A 16,267-nucleotide genomic window follows, 5' to 3' on the forward strand; every position below is an offset into this window, starting at 1 on the left:
CCGCGGCGCTAGCTCAGGCCGCGTAAATTTGCCCTGCGCGAATTTCGACCTTCTCCTGCGTGATCTGGCTGCGGAATTCAGCGGAATGGCTCACCAGCAAAATCGCCTGTGGCAAATCTTGCAAAATCTCGACCAGCCGGGCCTCATTTTGGGTATCCAGCGCGTTTGTTGGCTCGTCCAGCAGCAGCACCTCAGGCTCCATCGCAAGGACCGTCGCCAAGGTCACAAGACGTTTTTCACCCCCCGACAGCTTGTGCGTAATCCGGTCGCGCAGATGCATGAGACGCAATTGCTCTAACAGACGGTCCACGATTTCAATCGCCTCTTCCTTGGACTTGCCAAGGTTCAGCGGACCAAAAGCAATATCTTCGGCGACGGTGGGGCAAAACAGCTGGTCGTCGGCATCCTGAAAGACCAACCCGATGCGGCGCCGGACCTCGTGAAAATCGGCCTCTTGGCTGCGGTCTACCCCAAAGGCGCGCACTGTCCCTTGTTGCGGCGTCTGCAGGCCAAGAATCACCCGCAAAAGCGTGGATTTCCCGGAGCCGTTCGGGCCGGTCAGCGACAAACGTTGCCCCGGCATCAGCCGCAAAGACGCGCCCGACAGGATTGGCGGCTGCCCGTGGTAGGAAAAATGGATATCATCAAGCTCGATCAGCGCCATGCCAGCTCCAGACAAATCAGGAGCGCCATCGCTATCACGAATATTAACGAAAAGCGCCTGTCTGCCGCCGTCAGCGCAAAATCCTTTAGAAGATAAATGCGCCCCGAAAAGCCACGGCATTTCATCGCGCCCAGAATACGTTCGGATCGTTCGATGGCGCGCACCAGCATCATGCCCACCAGATATCCGAAACTGCGATAGGTGTGCCAATTGGTGCCGGGGCGAAAGCCGCGCACCTTCATCGCGCTGCGCAGCCGCAGGTATTCTTCGCGCAGCACCTCGATATAACGGATTGTGAACATCAACAGGTGCACCAAAATTTCAGGCACCCGCATCTTATACAGCGCATGGCCAAGGGTCACAGGCTCCATCGTGCCGACCAGCGTCATCAGCGCAAGGATCACGGCATTGGCCGTCAGGGCAATTTCCACGGCGCGCCAAAGTCCCTGCCAACTGGCGGCGAAACCCCAGAGGGTAAAGATCGGATCCCCGGGGATGGAGAACGGCAACAGCACCAACATAAAGATGATAAAGCCATCCATCATTGCCATGCGTTTCAGGGTCGGCCCCAAGGGCAGGCGCGACGCCCAAAGCAAAGCCGCCGAAAGCAGCATTGCCGCACATAGCGCGTTCAACGACGACAAGCCAACCACCACGATCCCGAACCCGATGGCCGCCAAAATGCGGATCCGTGGATCCAAGCTGCCGATCAGGCCGGACACCTGCGCGGCCCCGGTTTCGGTCAGCGTGGTATCCCCTTGCTCTAGCACATGCGCCAAGGTCTAAGCCGCCAGTTTGCGGCGCGCCGCCAGATAAAACCCAAGTCCGAAAAGACCCAATATATACCCGATCCCGCCCAGAATAGACTGCAAGTTCTGGTGTTCGCGGGTCGCAACCATCTCGCGGCGCAGCGGGCGGATTTCATCGCGCACCGCCTCGGCAATTGCTGCGCGTTCCTCCGCTGATAGCGGCGCATTGGTTACGGTGCCCACAACAGCGTCACCAACGCCAGCGGCCGTATCAGCGGCTGACACAGGTTTCCCCAAAATCGCGGCGACCTCTTGGGCGGGCATCTTCACTTCGGCCACGTGCCCCGCCCCCAGATTACCGCGAAAGATGTGGGCGACGGGCAATACCGGCTTGAACAGGAAAAAGCCGTCGGAATCAGTTGTTGTTTCACCCAGCACGGTGCCATCGGGGCCCCTCACGGTAATCAACTGATCAACCGCCATGGTGCCGTTTGAAAAACCAACCTCGCCCTCAATCACGTCACCGGAGGGAAAGACCGACAGCAGAACTTTATGCGCCAACGCAGGGATCGGGGCCGCGCAGAGCATTAAGAGCAGGGCAAAACGTTTCATGCATGTACCCCCTTCACGGTCTCAAACAATTCCGGTTTCACCTTGCGGGCCAGCAGAATGGCAAAGCCGGTCAACAGCCCTTCGATGACCATGACAGGAATATGGGCAAAGAACACCAGCTTGGCCGCCGGAATGAATTCATCCCCCGAAGCCGCCAGTGAAATGGCCACGACACCGGTTGTCAGCGCAATTGCCAACGCGCCGCCAATCCCGGCCCAGATTGCCCCCGCCACCGGGGTTCCCGACGCCACAAGCCTGCGCAAGATCAACCCAACCACAACCGCAGGAAGGGCAATGTTGACGGTATTGACACCCAGAACCGTCAAACCGCCAAATCCAAAGAATATCGCCTGAAGCAAAAGACCGACAAACAACGCAGGAAAGGCGGCCCAGCCAAGCAGTATCCCGGCCAGACCATTCATAATCAGATGCACAGAAGACGGGCCCACAGGCACATAGATCAACGACGCCACGAAAAAGCTGGCCGACAGCACGCCCGCCGTTGGAATACGCTCCAACGTCAGGCTGCGCAGACCCATCGCGATGCCGCCCGCCGCAGCAACCGCCCCGACGATCACAACGGTATTGGACAGCGCTCCGTCTACGATATGCATGCGCGTATCACTCCATGTCCCACGCGCGGATCCAGATCACGGCGTCTTGGCTTAATTCCTTACCTTCATGTTCCGTAACGGGTCCAGACCCAAGTGCGGCAAAGCCCCAATAGCCCGCCCGTGGCACGCCAAAGGTGAAATACCCGTTCATGTCCGATATGGCGACAATCGCGCCCCCCGGCATGGCGCTGACGACGGGCATACTGGACGATGCGCTGTTCATGTCCGGCTCCGCCGCCATATACTCGATCTCGATCTCTGCCCCGGCGACGGGCTGGCCATCAGCCAACACCTGACCGGTAAAGGTCGATCCGGCGATGATGTTATAAGGTTTGTTCAGGGGCACAATTTCCGTGGGCAGGCCAACCGGGTTCATCCAATCCGTCGGCAATTGGTTACGGTTCAGGAATGCCTTGGCGATCTGCTGGATATAAATATCCTCGGCCTCTTCGTAATACGGCGTGGGTACTGTGACCAAAACGTAATCGCCCGACCGTTTCACAGGTACATGGCCTTTGAACGCGGCACCGGTGTTTTGACCGCCGGTGAATTGCACAGGCTCTAAACTATCCATCAGATCGGTCTTGTCGCCATTGTGAATCATGTAAAATTCTTGCGGGCGTTCCAGGTTCATCACATGGCTATTTTCCATCGGATGCCAAAAGATCAGCTTGACCGGCACATCACCGGGTCTGTCGATCATGGTATCGGTGGTATATTCCAGCAAGAAATGCGCGGAAGCCATCGCAGGCAGTGTCAGCGCAACAGCGCTGGAGAGCAGTAGTTTTTTCATCAGTCGTCTCATCTTGGCGCCACACCCGGCGCGTATACATTCGACCGCCAAGGATAGGGTTGGACCGGGACGACACACTCAATCGGCGCGCGGATGCCACGGCCAAACGCACACCCCGGCGCCCAGTGGATGCACCCCGTTTACCATAGGGCACGTGTCCGGCAGGTCTCCTGGCTTGCGGGTCAATGCGTTGGGCCAGCCTTCCCGGATTGCTCCAGTGACGTATTTGGCCCTGCTCACCGCTGACAGTTGCGGGGGCAGCTGTAGATTTGACACATATGCGCCGCACTACATTCCCTCTTTCGCCCGAAAAGATCGGGACCGGTCATAGCTCAGTCTTGGCAGATCGGTACGGGCAAGGTCAATCACTAATGCGGCGCTGAAACCTTCAGGCCGCCTATTCGCCAGAACCGTCAGCACCCTTGCGCAAAAGATAGGTATCCATGATCCAGCCATGCTGCGTCCGGGCGTCGGCCCGCGTCTGAACGATCCGGTCCGCCACATCGCCAACACTGCCGTGAACCAGAATCTGTTCTGGCATACCCAGAAAAGCGCCCCACCAGATCAATGTATCCGCTGGCAAATCCCGAAAGGCGCATTCGCCGTCCAGCATCACCACCACTGTTTCGGCCCCTTGCGGCCATCCATGATCGCGCAGACGGCGGCCTGTGGTGATCGTGACCGGACCGTTGACCGTGTTCAGAGGCAAGGCATGCGCCGCTGTCAGCGCCTGAATGGCGGTGATCCCGGGCACGACGCGCAAACGCGGCGACGGGGCAAGCCGCCCCGCAATACGCAGGGTGCTGTCGTACAGCGACGGATCGCCCCATACCAAAAGTGCGACCGGCCCTGCGCGGTCCGCCTCGGCCATGGCGGCCTGCCAGCGGCGCGCGATTTCATCATGCCACTGCGCGACGCGATCCTGATAGGGTAACGCCGGATCGCGCACTGGATACTCAAACCGGATGACCTGCGCCGCCGTGCCGCTTTGCGTCAAGATAGCATGGCGCAGGGCCAGCAGATCACCCTTGTCATCGCCTTTGTCGGGTACAAGGATCACCGCCGCATCGCGCAACGCCTGCATGCCTTCACCCGTGACATGGGCCGGGCTGCCGGTGCCAATACCGATCAGCCAAAGGTCTTCAATGATATGGGCAGGGGCGGCGCTCATGGCATTTCCTGTGCCAAGGGGCCGTATAGGATCAATGCCGCGCTATTGCCGACCTCAAGCGCCAGTTGCTCGGCCAGATCGCTGACTGTCGCCCGCGTGATGCGCTGCTCGGGGCGGCTGACGTCTTCGGCCAGAATGGCTGGGGTGTCGGCGGGCAAGCCATGGGCCAGCAGCTTTTCCAGCAGCGCCGGAAATGTGCGTTTGCCCATAAATACAACCGTGGACGCCGCCGGATCTGCAAGCGCTTGCAGGTTTACATCTCCCGGCAATTTCCCCGTCACGTCATGCCCCGTCACGAACTGCACGCGCCGCGCCGTTAACCGACGGGTCAGTGGAATACCGATCGCAGCCGCAGCCGCGACCGCCGATGGAATACCGGGGATAATCTCGTATGGGATACCAGCGGCTTTCAAGGCGACCAATTCTTCCTCAAGACGGCCAAACAGCCCGCCATCACCGGATTTCAGCCGCACCACCCGTTGGTCGATTTGCGCGTAGTCCACCAAAAGACGGCTCACGTGATCCTGCTTGGGCGAGGCCCGTCCGGCACGTTTGCCCACGCCAATCAGATCCGCACCGTTGCGCGCATATTCAAGGATCGGCCCGGCGCTGAGATCATCAAACAAAACCGCGTCAGCGCGTTTCAACCGGTCGACGGCCTTTAACGTCAACAGCTCAGGGTCACCCGGGCCCGATCCGACAAAGCTGACGAAACCCGTCATTTCCGCGCCTCTTGTGGCGTAATCAGGTGGAAGAACGTGCCCGTCACATGCCCGTTTTGCGATCCGGTTTCCGGTACAGGATTGCCATCGGCATCCGACACTTTGGCCAATGGTGCGTCAGGCTGTTCAAGGATCGTCGAATAGTGGAATTCATGCCCGAATAGCTTGTCACCTGTGTCAAAGCCCGGCATCCCCGCGACAAGCTCAACGCGCCGGTAGCCCAGGTGGAACTTGCGCTTTTCATAGCTGGTCACCAGCCCCAAAAGCCCGGCCATCTGGTGCGATGTCCCGTCCTTGTCGATCAACGCAGCGCCAAGCGCCATATAGCCACCGCATTCCCCATGAATGGGGCGGTCTTGCGCGTGCTTTACCAGCCCCGCGCGAAAACGGTCGGCGCTGGCCAGACGTCCGGCGTGCAATTCGGGGTATCCGCCCGGCAGCCAGGCCAGATCGGCACTGGCATCAGGCGCTTCGTCCGCCAAGGGCGAGAAGGGTAATATCTCAGCACCCGCTGCGCGCCAACCTTCCAGCAGATGCGGATAGGTGAATGAAAACGCCGCGTCTTGGGCCAAGGCAATGCGTTGCGCAGGCGGCTTGGGCAGGTTGAACCTGCCTGCCTGCCCCGGTTTACCAGCGGCCGCCGCGCGGATCGCCGCAAGATCGATATGCTCGCGCAGGAAATTGGCGTAGCCTTTGATCGCTTCCTCAAGGTCAGGATGTTCGACCGCTTGGATCAGACCCAGATGGCGTTCGGGCAGGGCCAGGTCACCACGCCGGGGCAAAGACCCCAACACCGTGAGGCCTGCTTTCTCCATTCCCAAACGGGCCAAGCGTTCGTGGCGCGGCGATGCAACCCTGTTCAAAATCACGCCAGCAAAGGGCAGATCCGGCATATACGCCTTGAACCCCAATGCCGTTGCCGCAGCCGATTGCGCCTGCCCGCTGACGTCGACCACCAGAATAACCGGCCAGCCCATGCGCGCGGCGGTTTCGGAACTGCTGCCAAATCCGATCTGCCCGCGTGTTGCGACACCGTCATAGAGGCCCATGGACCCTTCCGCGACGCAGATATCCGCACCTTCGGCTTGCGCCGCAACGGCCCCCAGCAAATTCGGCCCCATCGCCCATGTGTCCATATTGAACGACGCACGCCCACAGGCGGCGCGGTGGAACGCGGGGTCGATGTAGTCAGGGCCCGATTTATAGGGCTGCACAGTTAGTCCATCCTCGGACAAGGCGCGCAAAAGGCCCAGCATCACTGTTGTTTTACCCGTCCCAGAAGACGGGGCAGATATCATCAAACCGGGCGGGAAACCTGCGCTATCAGTCATCGCCTTCGCTCCAGCCGGCCCAAGGGCTGTCTGTCGTTTGCGGGCGATAGCGCCGGTCGTAGTTCACCGAGTACAGGCAGCTTTCGTCGAACCCTTCGCCTGCCAGCGCAGGCCCGACAAGGATCAATGCAGTACGGGTAATGTCAGCGCCAAGCCGTCCCCCGATATCGGCAAGCGTACCGCGGATAATCTGTTGATCCGGCCAGCTTGCACGGTAGACCACGGCGACCGGGCAATCAGCGCCATAGGCCGGGGTTAGATCTGCGGTAACAGAGGCGATATTTTGCACCGACAGATGAATAGCCAGCGTAGCACCTGTTGCTGCGAAACTGGTCAGCGTCTCGCCCTTGGGCATGCTGGATGCGCGGCCCGGTGTGCGGGTCAGCACAACAGATTGCGCCAGACCCGGCAGGGTCAATTCGGTGCCAAGGGCCGCCGCAGCAGCGGCAAAGGACGGCACACCCGGCGTCACCGAAACCGGAATGTCCAGCGCGCGCAAACGGCGCATCTGTTCGCCCATGGCAGACCAGACCGATAAATCCCCCGAATGCAGTCGCGCCACATCCTGCCCTGCGGCATGGGCCGCTTGCATATGCGCGACAATCGCATCCAGGTCCAACGATGCGGTGTTGATGATCGTAGCCCCCTCGGGGCAATGCTCCAAAATCGCCTCAGGCACCAGCGATCCGGCATATAGGCACACGGGACAGGATGCGATGATATCGCGCCCGCGCAGGGTCAGCAGGTCGGCTGCGCCCGGGCCAGCGCCAATGAAATGAATGGTCATATTGGGTCTCCAATAGCGATGGCGCAGGTCGCCAAGGTGTCAGGTGAAATCATGCGGGGGCCTAGCAAACGTGCGCCCGGTCCGGCTGCCGCAAGGGCCGCCGCTTCGGCGACGCTGCCGGTGCCATAGGTTTTCTGTGATGCGTCCGAGCAGGTCAGCACCGGTTGCGCAGTTAATCGTTCAGGCGACACGGCATCGATAGGCACGCCAAGCACCCGCGCCAGATCGGTAAAGGGTTTATCACCTGCTTTCGCCGCAGCTGTGGTGATCAAGTCGGGTGCAACATCATACAGCGCAAGGGCACTGCGCAGGCTGCTTACATCAGCCGATTTGCGAAATCCAAAGCCAGCGACGATCATAACGTCACGCTCCATTGCACAATCGGGTAGCTGGATTTCCAGCCGCGTCTTGTGCCCAGCGGTGCGGCTTGGGCCAACTCAATCCGCAGCAGATCACCGCCACGGGCCGATTGGGCCTGCATCAACAGTGTTTCGCTTTCCAGTGTCACGGCATTTGCCACCAGCCGCGTGCCGGATGGTACGGTATCGTAGATCCAGTCCAGCAGTGACGCCGACAGACCACCGCCCACGAAAACCGTATCGGGCATCGGAAGTGGTGCCAATGCATCCGGCGCGGCACCCTCGACCACGGTCAGGCGGTCCACCCCAAGGGCGGCGGCGTTTGACACGATCCGCGCGGCGCGGGTGGGGTCTAACTCGATCGCGGTGGCGCTTAGGCTTGGATCGCTCAGCAGCCATTCAATCGCGATGGAGCCAGACCCACTGCCGATGTCCCATAAATGCTGAAACGGGCGCGGGGCTAGCGTCGACAAAGCCAACGCGCGTACCGGGCGTTTCGTCATGGTGCCATCGCTGTCAAAGAATTCATCGGGGCGACCGCTTGCCATCGACAGCGGAACACCATCGCCCGCAACCTGCACTGCGGCGCAAACAGGATGCCCGAATTCAGCGTCGCCCAGATCGGCAGCCGCCAAATCACTACGCCGTGCGCGCGGTCCGCCCAGCGCCTCAAGAACGCTAATTTTTGAGCTGCCCCAACCCTGTGTTGTCAGGTAATCGCCCAGCGCCGTAACCGCAGCCCCATCGCGCAGCAGCGCGATCAGACGCACCCCTTGGGCAAGGGCCGGACGCAGCCGGGTCAACGGGGCAGCATGCAGGCCGAAACAATGTGTCGCCTCAAGCGGCCAACCCATCGCGCTGGCCGCGAGCGAAAACGTCGATACCCCCGGAAATGCACGCCATTCATCCGGCGCGAGGTGGCGCATCATGCTGCTACCCGCCCCAAACCAGAACGGATCACCCGAGGCCAACATCACCACCTGCCGACCGCGCAGCGCCAGCAATTGATCAACCCCATCGGCAAAGGGCACCGGCCAGACGATCTGTTCGGCTTGCACTTCAGGCAGCAAATCCAGATGGCGCGCCGCCCCCATGACGATTTCTGCCTCGGCCAGCGCCGCAAGGCTTGCAGAGCCAAGGCCATCTGCGCCATCTTCGCCCAGTCCAATGATGGTCAACCAAAGCGAGTCAGCCATGCACATCAACCCCCTGATCTTGGGCGGCACGACCGAGGCCACAGCGCTGTGCAACGCAATGCACCGCGCGGGGCTGTCCGGCACCGTGTCGCTGGCAGGGCGTGTGGCCAGACCGATCCGCCAACCGCTGCCGCAAAGCAGTGGCGGGTTTGGCGGGGCCGATGGGTTGGCGCGCTACATCCGCGACCATGACATCACCCATGTGATTGACGCCACACATCCCTTTGCCGCGCAGATGAGCCACAACGCCGTTATCGCCACCCAGCAAACCGGCACGCCGCTGATCGCGCTGACCCGCGCGCCGTGGCAGGCCACCGCGCAGGACGACTGGACCCACGTGCCCGACATCGCCGGGGCCGTTGCGGCGCTGGATGGGCCGCCCGAGCGTATCTTTCTGGCCGTCGGCCGGATGCATCTGGCCGAATTCGCGCCGAACCCGCAGCATTTCTATCTGCTGCGTCTGATTGATGCGCCCGATGGACCGTTGCCCTTTCCCGATCATAAAATCGTGCTGGATCGCGGCCCGTTCACCGCCGAGGGCGATCTTGCGCTGATGCGCAGCCACGGGATCACGCGCGGCGTTTCCAAAAACTCCGGCGGAACCGGCGCGCAGGCCAAGCTGTTGGCCGCCCGTACCCTTGGAATCCCCATGATCATGATCGACCGACCCGCATTGCCCAGCCGCCCCGAGGCCCATGATGTGGCTGCGGTTCTGGACTGGATCAATCATGACAAGACCGATCTGGGGGTATAAACAATGGGGCCATCCGCCCCGTCGATCACCCGTGTATTTGACGCACCGACGATAACGACTGTGCGCATATCCGCCATTTCAGGCCGCGCATCGGGCAATGCCACAACACGAATATTCTCGTCCGGTGTCGACACCGCCCGCGCAAAGATGATGGGCCGCGCATCGCCGCAAGCCTCGTTCAACACCTCAAGCGTGCGGACAAAGCCATCGGGCCGTGATTTTGACCGCGGGTTATAAAACGCCATGGCGAAATCGCCTTCGACTGCTAAACGCAGACGTTTTTCGATCAACGCCCATGGCTTAAGGTTGTCACTTAGGTTGATAGCGCAGAAATCATGCCCCAGTGGCGCACCAGCCCGCGCGGCGGCGGCAAGCATTGCTGTGATCCCCGGCAACACGTCGATTTTCAGCTCGCGCCATTCAGCCGGCCCGTCCTCAAGCGCCTCGAAAACAGCCGAGGCCATGGCGAAAACGCCTGGATCACCCGACGACACCACAACCACCCGTTGACCGTCCGCTGCCAAGGTCAGCGCATGGGCCGCCCTGTCGAGCTCGACCCGGTTATCACTGGGGTGCAGGGTCAGACCAGGGCGCGCAGAAACACGCGCGACATAGGGGATATAGCCGATCACATCAGTGGCTTGGGCCAAAGCATCCGCCACTTGCGGGGTGACCAGATTTTCAGCACCGGGGCCAAGCCCGACGATTTTCACCCAGCCTGTCATGGTCGCCGCCCCTGTCCGTGCACGACGATGATAGAGAAATACGGGGTCACGCGGTCTTCGGCTTCCGATAGGCGCTGCACCGTCTGACCCGGCATGCTGGCATATTCGACCAGCCACGCATCGTCATATTTGCCCGCGGCCTTTAACGCATCGCGGACCTTGTCGATGTTACGCCCGATTTTCATCACCACCAGCGCATCGGTGGTTTTCATCCGCTCTGTCAGCTCTTGCGCGTTCAAGGTCCCCATGAGCACGGTCAGGATATCATCGCCCCAAGTAATCGGCGCACCGGTGGCTGTCCAGGCGGCCGACATGCCGGTGATGGCAGGCACGACCTGAACCGGCACGTGATCACGCAACCGCGTATAGACATGCATGAACGATCCATAAAAGAACGGGTCGCCCTCGCTGAGGACAACTACGTCTTCGCCGCCCTCTGCCAGCCCGCGCAGATGCGCGGCGCAGTCAGCATAAAAGCCGGACAAGATTTCATTATAGCGCGGGTCGGTCAGGGGGATTTCCGTGGTAACCGGGTATTCCATGGCGAACTCGACCACATCAGGGCGCAACAGCCCGTTGATGATCTTGCGGGCCTGACCATCACGTCCGGCCTTGCGGAAAAACGCAACATGACGCGCGCCGGTCAGCAAACGGTGGGCGCGCAGGCTCATCAGATCGGGATCGCCGGGGCCAAGGCCAACACCATGAACCGTGCCGACGGTCATTCGGCATAGCTCGCGATGGCATTGACCGCCGCGACGGTGATGGCACTGCCACCAAGACGCCCTTCGACAATGCAGCTAGGCACGGGTTGATCCGCCCACAGCGCATCCTTGCTTTCGCGTGCACCGACAAAGCCGACAGGGCAGCCGATGATCGCCGCCGGACGCGGGCAATCGGGGTCTTCGAGCATGTTTAGCAAATGAAACAGCGCGGTGGGCGCATTACCAATCGCCACCAATGCGCCTTCCAGATGGGGCCGCCACAGCTCAAGCGCGGCGGCAGAACGGGTGTTGCCCATCTGCGCTGCCATATCTTTCACGGCGCTATCATGCAGCGTGCAAATCACCTGATTATCCGCAGGAAGCCGGGTGCGGGTCACCCCTTCGGACACCATGCGCGCATCGCACAGGATCGGTGCGCCATTCGCCAAAGCCGCCCGCGCCGCATCGGCGAAACCCGGCGACAGGCGCACGTGTTTTTCCAGACCGACCATCCCGCAGGCATGGATCATGCGCACGACGATGGGTTCCTCTTGCGGTGAAAACGCGTCCAGATCGGCCTCGGCGCGGATCATGGCAAAGGATTGTTTGTAGATGGCCGCGCCATCCATTTCATAGCTGTAAGACATGAGGGTTCAGAGTTCTCCGGTCAGCAGTTCATCAGGGCGCAGCCCTGTTTTAAGGGGGGTATCACCTGCACAGCCCCCCCGCACAAGATCAAATGTCCCGTCCCGCCCGACGAGGGTAAGGTCAGCCGGCCGCGCCCGTGCACAACCTTTGGCGCAACCCGACACATGCAAGCTGCCCGTGACCGTGGGGGCCAAGCGCCGCGCCATATCGCGGGTTTCCACACTGGCCGATGCACAAAGCGGCGCACCGGGGCAGGCATCGACACGCATCAGCGGGTCATCTGCGGTGGTAATAAATGCGGGGTCGCTGGGGGCGGTGGCCCCCTCAAGCACAAAGGCCCGCCATGGTGTGACCCGCAACCCACGCGCATCAGCCAGCGCGCGCAGCAAGGCACGTGCATCAATTTGCCCAAACGGCGCGCCGACCAAGGGGCCACCGAAGTTGCTACCCAATTGCGGGCGGTGCTGAGTTGGCAAAGGTGGCGTTGCCGTCCAAGCCTTGGGTAAGGGGGTATCAGCGACCACAGCCGCCATGCGCCGCGCCTGTGGTGTGACGTGATCCGCCAACCAGACCGCCATTTCGATCAACGCAGGGATTGCGGTGTGCAGGGTCTCAGGGCGACCAGTGGCACAGCCATCGGCCCGTAGGATCAGGCCGCCCTCGCCCTGCTCCAACCGGATATCCGCAGGATCATGGGTCAGTAGCGGGCCAGCGGGGTCGCAATCAACGGCAAAACCCACCTTGGTTGGCAAGTCTGGCAAATCACCAAGCCGCGCCAAAAGCTGCGCGGTCAGGGTCGCCGTCATATCGCCGGTCGTCCAGAATGGCGCGACCAGAATATTTCGCCGCCGCTCGGTCGCGGGGTCCTCGTCCAGCAGGCCAAGCCCGCCCAGCCCCATCAAAACGGCATCATGATCGGCCTCGGCCACACCGCGTATTTGCAGGTTAGCGCGGTTGGTCAAATCGATGTGGCCCGACCCGAAACGCAGGGCGATATCACACAGTCCGGCAGCCTGATCCGCTGTGATCCGCGCCAGTTTAGGCCGCACCCGCATGACCAACCCATCGGCGGCCATCATCGGCTGATAGGCACCGGGGCACCAACCTTTGACCATGGGCGCTTGGGTCACTGCGATGCCTCCAGACCTGCCAACACCGAATTGCGCCGCGTTTGCCATAACCCGGCCTGCAACAAGGCCGCAAACCGCGCCTGCATAGCCGCATGGGCCTGCGGGTTTGCATCACGCAAGAAGTCATCGGTTTCAGGATCACCCAAGGTGGCATCATGGTACAAATCAAACAAATGCGGCGGCACCGCCGCTGCCAGATGGGCAAAGCTGGCCATGTGATCCAATGTCGCCGCCATCTCGGCCGCGCCGCGAAATCCATGCTGTTTCATGCCCGCAATCCAGCCCGGATGCGCCGCACGCGCATGAACCACACGGGCTATTTCCTCGGTCAGGCCACGCGCGCGAGGGTGATCGGGGTCGGTATTGTCCAGATGATACAGCTTGGCCTGTCCGCCCGTGACCCGCTGTGCGGCGGCAAAGCCTGCCTCGTGGGTGGCATAATCGCTGGCAAGCAACAGATCGGTTTCCGGTAAATCCTGTAGATGGACAAAACTATCGGCACTGGCGACACGGCTTGCGATCCCGCCGGGGTCTTGCACGGCAGCGTCGCCGTCCAGCGCCCAACTGCTCGCCTTTAGCCATGCCTCCCCCGCCGCGCGTCTGCTGGCTTCGTCATAGATTTCCAGCGCGGCCCCCATGCCAAACCCGAACTGACCCGGCGCAGGCCCATAAACACGGGCAAGTTCCGCACGTCCGGCAAACGGGTTCCAATCCGGTGCCTCCTTGCGCGCAGCAAGGGCGCGCACCGCTTGCGCATAAAGTGCGGACAACGTCGGAAACACATCGCGGAACAGACCGGACACCCGCAATGTCACGTCAACACGGGGGCGGTCCAACTCGGCGATGGGCAGAACCTCGATGCCCGAAACACGCTCTGACCCCGCATCCCAGACCGGGCGCACGCCGAGCAGCGCCAGCGCCATGGCGAATTCCTCGCCTGCGGTGCGCATGGTGGCAGACCCCCACAGATCAACGATCACGCCGCGCGGCCAGTCGCCTTCGTCCTGCAAATGCCGCCGCACCAGTTCTTCTGCCAGCACCAAACCCTGCGCATAAGCGGCCCGCGTGGGCACCGCGCGCGGATCGGTCGTGAACAGATTGCGACCCGTGGGCAATACATCGCGCCGCCCGCGATAGGGCGATCCTGACGGGCCGGGGGCAATGCGCCGCCCGTCCAGCGCGTCCAAAAGCGCGCGGCGTTCCCCCTTAACCGAGCTTTCGGTCGCAAACGCCGTATCACTAGCAGGTGGTCGACCCCAGATATGCAGACCAACGCCGAACTGGCTTTCCTTGATATCACAGACAAAGCGGTCGATCCGGCCAATCGCCTCGGCGCTGCACGATGCGTCATCCAAGCCCAGATCGGCTTCGACACCCTGCGCCTTTGCCTCGGCGCGAATATCCCCCTGAAGCCGGTCACGGCGGCGCGGGTCCAGCCCGTCCGCGTTCGAAAACTCATCCAGCAACGCTTCGAGCCGAGCCAGACGATCCGGTGTTTCGCTGACTTGCATCGGCGGCGGGATATGGCCCAGCGTCACAGCCCCAATGCGCCGCTTTGCCTGCGCCGCCTCGCCCGGATCATTGACGATAAACGGATAGATCACTGGTAGCGTTCCGGTCAGCGCTTCGGGCCAACAGGCGTCAGACAACGCCACAGATTTACCCGGCAGCCATTCCAGCGTGCCATGGGCACCGATATGGATCAGCGCATCGCATTCCTGCTGAAGCCACAGATAAAAGGCGACATAGGCATGGCGCGGCACCCGTGACAAATCATGATAGCTATCCTCGCGCCCCTGAGTGCCGCCGCGTTCGGGTTGCAGCGCCGTTAAGACATGCCCGCGCTGAACGGCGGCAAAGCAAAATGCGCCGTCCTCGACATCAGGGTCGGCATCGGGGCTTCCCCAAGTTTCCTCAAGATCATCAATCATTTGCTGCGGCAAATGCGCCAACGCGACTTTGTATGCGCTGAGCGGCCAGCGGGCGCTGCGGGCCAGCAGGGCGTCTTGCAGCGGTAGATCATCGGGCGATCCGGTCTGATATCCGGCGGCGGTTAGGTCCTCAAGAATAGCGGTGGCCGATTGCGGCGCATCCAGACCAACCGCATGGCCCATGTTCCAATCCTTGCCCGGATAGGTCGATAACACCAACGCCACATGCCGCGCCTGTGGGGTTTTGGCCGCCAGATCAAGCCAGCCCATAACGCGCCCGACAATCGCAGTGATCCGACTGGGGTCGGGTTGATGGGCATAGCGGGAGAATTGCAGATGATCATCACGCAATCCCGGTTGTTTGAACGACGCAACGCCGGCCAGAATACGGCCGTCGACCTCGGGAAGAACAACATGCATCGCAAGGTCGGCGGGTGACAAACCGCGCTCGGCCTCACGCCACGCGTCGCGGGTGGATGTGGCCAAGGCCACCTGAAACACCGGCACACCAGCGGCATCAAGGGGCGAGCTGCCATCGTCACCCTTGCCAGAAAATGCGGTGGCGTTGACGATGGCACTGGGGGCCAGTTGCGCGATTTGCCTGCGCAGCCAACCCGCCGCATCAGGTGCCTTGAGCGAGGGGGCAAACAACGCGATCACGTCGCACCCGCGCTGGCGAAACGCGTCGAACAGCGCGGTGATCGGTGCAAGATCAGCGGCCACCAGATACGAGCGGTAGAACACGATCACGATCCGCGACCGCCCTGCCAAAGCAGGCGATTGCCCCATTGCAACGACGGGACAGGCCGGCCCGGTTTCAGGCGTCCATGCACCTACTGATGGCAACCCTTTGGCCCCTTGCACCGGTCCGGCATATAGCCCCGCCGCCAGCGCCAGTTGTGCCAGCGCGGCCTGCGCCGCCACCACCCCGCCCGTCGTGCACAGATGCGATAACCTGCGCAGGGTCGAGACGGGCAATGTCGACATATCATCAAGACGGCTATCGGGGCGGCCATCGGCAGGCAAAACCGCCAGCGCGATACCGCGCGATTGGGCCAGCGCGCGGATTTGTTGCAGCCCATAGGGCCAATAGGGCACGCCGCCAATCAGCCGGATCAAGATGCCACGCGCACCGGACAATGTGTTTTCCACATAGGTATCGACGGACAGCGGATGTTTTAATGCAGCGATATTTGCCAATCGCAAAGACGGCAGACGCCCCTCGGCCCCGCCGCCCCGATGCCATGCTTCGGCAAAGGCCCCCAGATCGGAATCAGATAGCGAAAGCACCACCAAATCTGCGGCGTCCTGCCCCAGATCTGTTGGTGTGTCGGTCTCCTCCAACCCATGGCTTTCCCGAAATATGACATGCATATC

General features: G+C 61.6%; 17 protein-coding genes and 1 riboswitch. Of the genes, 1 reads left to right on the top strand and 16 read right to left on the bottom strand.

Translation table 11 applies throughout. The features are described 5' to 3' along the window. Positions 1-13: 13 nt before the first annotated feature. The 11 genes from BM347_RS09025 to cbiE form a co-directional block, all read right to left on the bottom strand. On the bottom strand, positions 14-664 hold the full coding sequence (locus BM347_RS09025) for an energy-coupling factor ABC transporter ATP-binding protein (protein WP_093916154.1): 651 nt from the start codon (positions 662-664) through the stop codon (positions 14-16). After that, positions 655-1,443 (bottom strand): cobalt ECF transporter T component CbiQ, encoded by a 789-nt coding sequence (gene cbiQ, locus BM347_RS09030; protein ID WP_093916155.1) that lies wholly within the window; start codon positions 1,441-1,443, stop codon positions 655-657. Before cbiQ ends, BM347_RS09025 begins: the two co-directional genes overlap by 10 nt. A gap of 3 nt (positions 1,444-1,446) precedes the next feature. Beyond that, positions 1,447-2,025, bottom strand: coding sequence for a cobalt ABC transporter permease (locus BM347_RS09035; protein ID WP_093916156.1), 579 nt, complete (start codon positions 2,023-2,025; stop codon positions 1,447-1,449). Beyond that, entirely contained in the window at positions 2,022-2,639 is a 618-nt protein-coding gene (gene cbiM / locus BM347_RS09040) for a cobalt transporter CbiM (protein WP_093916157.1), read from the bottom strand. The genes BM347_RS09035 and cbiM overlap by 4 nt, the downstream gene beginning before the upstream one ends. Before the next feature lie 7 nt (positions 2,640-2,646). Continuing rightward, a complete protein-coding gene (locus tag BM347_RS09045) occupies positions 2,647-3,432 on the bottom strand; it encodes a DUF4198 domain-containing protein (protein ID WP_093916158.1) in 786 nt (261 codons plus the stop codon). 143 nt (positions 3,433-3,575) lie between these two features. Then, positions 3,576-3,773, bottom strand: a riboswitch (cobalamin riboswitch). A gap of 56 nt (positions 3,774-3,829) precedes the next feature. Then, a complete protein-coding gene (gene cobF / locus BM347_RS09050; RefSeq protein ID WP_093916159.1) occupies positions 3,830-4,603 on the bottom strand; it encodes a precorrin-6A synthase (deacetylating) in 774 nt (257 codons plus the stop codon). Continuing rightward, on the bottom strand, positions 4,600-5,325 hold the full coding sequence (cobA, locus tag BM347_RS09055) for a uroporphyrinogen-III C-methyltransferase (RefSeq protein WP_093916160.1): 726 nt from the start codon (positions 5,323-5,325) through the stop codon (positions 4,600-4,602). Before cobA ends, cobF begins: the two co-directional genes overlap by 4 nt. Continuing rightward, on the bottom strand, positions 5,322-6,656 hold the full coding sequence (locus BM347_RS09060) for a cobyrinic acid a,c-diamide synthase CobB (RefSeq protein WP_093916161.1): 1,335 nt from the start codon (positions 6,654-6,656) through the stop codon (positions 5,322-5,324). Before BM347_RS09060 ends, cobA begins: the two co-directional genes overlap by 4 nt. Continuing rightward, entirely contained in the window at positions 6,649-7,443 is a 795-nt protein-coding gene (cobM, locus tag BM347_RS09065) for a precorrin-4 C(11)-methyltransferase (protein ID WP_093916162.1), read from the bottom strand. Before cobM ends, BM347_RS09060 begins: the two co-directional genes overlap by 8 nt. Next, complete coding sequence (locus tag BM347_RS09070; protein ID WP_342742181.1) at positions 7,440-7,817, bottom strand: cobalamin biosynthesis protein; 378 nt, start codon at positions 7,815-7,817, stop codon at positions 7,440-7,442. Before BM347_RS09070 ends, cobM begins: the two co-directional genes overlap by 4 nt. Then, complete coding sequence (gene cbiE, locus BM347_RS09075; RefSeq protein WP_093916164.1) at positions 7,799-8,998, bottom strand: precorrin-6y C5,15-methyltransferase (decarboxylating) subunit CbiE; 1,200 nt, start codon at positions 8,996-8,998, stop codon at positions 7,799-7,801. The genes BM347_RS09070 and cbiE overlap by 19 nt, the downstream gene beginning before the upstream one ends. Between cbiE and BM347_RS09080 the strand changes: the two genes are divergently transcribed. Continuing rightward, entirely contained in the window at positions 8,997-9,752 is a 756-nt protein-coding gene (locus BM347_RS09080) for a cobalt-precorrin-6A reductase (RefSeq protein ID WP_093916165.1), read from the top strand. The genes cbiE and BM347_RS09080 overlap by 2 nt on opposite strands. Here BM347_RS09080 and cobJ read toward each other — a convergent pair. From cobJ to cobN, 5 genes are read right to left on the bottom strand one after another with little or no spacing between them, the layout of a single operon-like run. Beyond that, on the bottom strand, positions 9,725-10,477 hold the full coding sequence (gene cobJ, locus BM347_RS09085; protein ID WP_093916166.1) for a precorrin-3B C(17)-methyltransferase: 753 nt from the start codon (positions 10,475-10,477) through the stop codon (positions 9,725-9,727). The two genes, BM347_RS09080 and cobJ, sit on opposite strands and share 28 nt — an antisense overlap. Next, positions 10,474-11,202, bottom strand: a complete 729-nt coding sequence (cobI, locus tag BM347_RS09090) for a precorrin-2 C(20)-methyltransferase (protein ID WP_093916167.1) — start codon at positions 11,200-11,202, stop codon at positions 10,474-10,476. The genes cobJ and cobI overlap by 4 nt, the downstream gene beginning before the upstream one ends. Beyond that, positions 11,199-11,828, bottom strand: coding sequence for a precorrin-8X methylmutase (locus tag BM347_RS09095; RefSeq protein ID WP_093916168.1), 630 nt, complete (start codon positions 11,826-11,828; stop codon positions 11,199-11,201). The genes cobI and BM347_RS09095 overlap by 4 nt, the downstream gene beginning before the upstream one ends. 6 nt (positions 11,829-11,834) lie before the next feature. Further along, positions 11,835-12,959, bottom strand: coding sequence for a cobalamin biosynthesis protein CobG (locus tag BM347_RS09100; RefSeq protein WP_245764233.1), 1,125 nt, complete (start codon positions 12,957-12,959; stop codon positions 11,835-11,837). After that, complete coding sequence (gene cobN / locus BM347_RS09105; RefSeq protein ID WP_093916169.1) at positions 12,956-16,264, bottom strand: cobaltochelatase subunit CobN; 3,309 nt, start codon at positions 16,262-16,264, stop codon at positions 12,956-12,958. The genes BM347_RS09100 and cobN overlap by 4 nt, the downstream gene beginning before the upstream one ends. Positions 16,265-16,267 lie beyond the last annotated feature (3 nt).

Source organism: Sulfitobacter marinus, assembly GCF_900116285.1.
Lineage (GTDB): Bacteria > Pseudomonadota > Alphaproteobacteria > Rhodobacterales > Rhodobacteraceae > Sulfitobacter > Sulfitobacter marinus.

Coding starts and splice junctions, on each gene's coding strand:
- BM347_RS09060 (WP_093916161.1), bottom strand. CDS start 6,656: ATGACTGATAGCGCAGGTTTCCCGCCCGGTTTGATGATATCTGCCCCG.
- cbiE (WP_093916164.1), bottom strand. CDS start 8,998: ATGGCTGACTCGCTTTGGTTGACCATCATTGGACTGGGCGAAGATGGC.
- cobF (WP_093916159.1), bottom strand. CDS start 4,603: ATGAGCGCCGCCCCTGCCCATATCATTGAAGACCTTTGGCTGATCGGT.
- BM347_RS09080 (WP_093916165.1), top strand. CDS start 8,997: ATGCACATCAACCCCCTGATCTTGGGCGGCACGACCGAGGCCACAGCG.
- cbiM (WP_093916157.1), bottom strand. CDS start 2,639: ATGCATATCGTAGACGGAGCGCTGTCCAATACCGTTGTGATCGTCGGG.
- BM347_RS09025 (WP_093916154.1), bottom strand. CDS start 664: ATGGCGCTGATCGAGCTTGATGATATCCATTTTTCCTACCACGGGCAG.
- cobA (WP_093916160.1), bottom strand. CDS start 5,325: ATGACGGGTTTCGTCAGCTTTGTCGGATCGGGCCCGGGTGACCCTGAG.
- BM347_RS09095 (WP_093916168.1), bottom strand. CDS start 11,828: ATGTCTTACAGCTATGAAATGGATGGCGCGGCCATCTACAAACAATCC.
- BM347_RS09070 (WP_342742181.1), bottom strand. CDS start 7,817: ATGGAGCGTGACGTTATGATCGTCGCTGGCTTTGGATTTCGCAAATCG.
- BM347_RS09045 (WP_093916158.1), bottom strand. CDS start 3,432: ATGAAAAAACTACTGCTCTCCAGCGCTGTTGCGCTGACACTGCCTGCG.
- cobN (WP_093916169.1), bottom strand. CDS start 16,264: ATGCATGTCATATTTCGGGAAAGCCATGGGTTGGAGGAGACCGACACA.
- BM347_RS09035 (WP_093916156.1), bottom strand. CDS start 2,025: ATGAAACGTTTTGCCCTGCTCTTAATGCTCTGCGCGGCCCCGATCCCT.
- cobJ (WP_093916166.1), bottom strand. CDS start 10,477: ATGACAGGCTGGGTGAAAATCGTCGGGCTTGGCCCCGGTGCTGAAAAT.
- cobM (WP_093916162.1), bottom strand. CDS start 7,443: ATGACCATTCATTTCATTGGCGCTGGCCCGGGCGCAGCCGACCTGCTG.
- cobI (WP_093916167.1), bottom strand. CDS start 11,202: ATGACCGTCGGCACGGTTCATGGTGTTGGCCTTGGCCCCGGCGATCCC.